At 53.6% G+C, this 265-nt stretch carries 1 protein-coding gene; it reads left to right on the plus strand.

Features of this window, described 5'->3' with window-relative positions; translation table 11 throughout:
• The coding region (locus ABR397_RS23880) for an AMP-binding protein (protein WP_350307855.1) at positions 1–265 on the plus strand (265 nt) is incomplete at both ends.

Consider the following 265-nt stretch of genomic DNA (forward strand, 5'->3'; position numbering starts at 1 on the left):
GGCAGGGAAGCGCTGGCCGGACTGACGGTACTGGACCTTCATATTTTGCCTGATCAGGCAGACAGTAATCCGCAGGTCCCTGGGTTGACCTCCCGTCATTTGGCGTATGTGATTTACACTTCCGGCTCCACCGGTACACCGAAGGGTGTCATGGTTGAGCATGGCTCTTTGTTAAATTTACATGGAACGCTGACAGAGAGCGCATTTGCGTGTTCGCCAGCGCCTTATCGGGTTAGCCTGAATGCCAGTATTTCCTTTGATGCGG

This window comes from Photorhabdus viridis (genome assembly GCF_040256935.1).
Classification (GTDB): Bacteria; Pseudomonadota; Gammaproteobacteria; order Enterobacterales; family Enterobacteriaceae; genus Photorhabdus; species Photorhabdus viridis.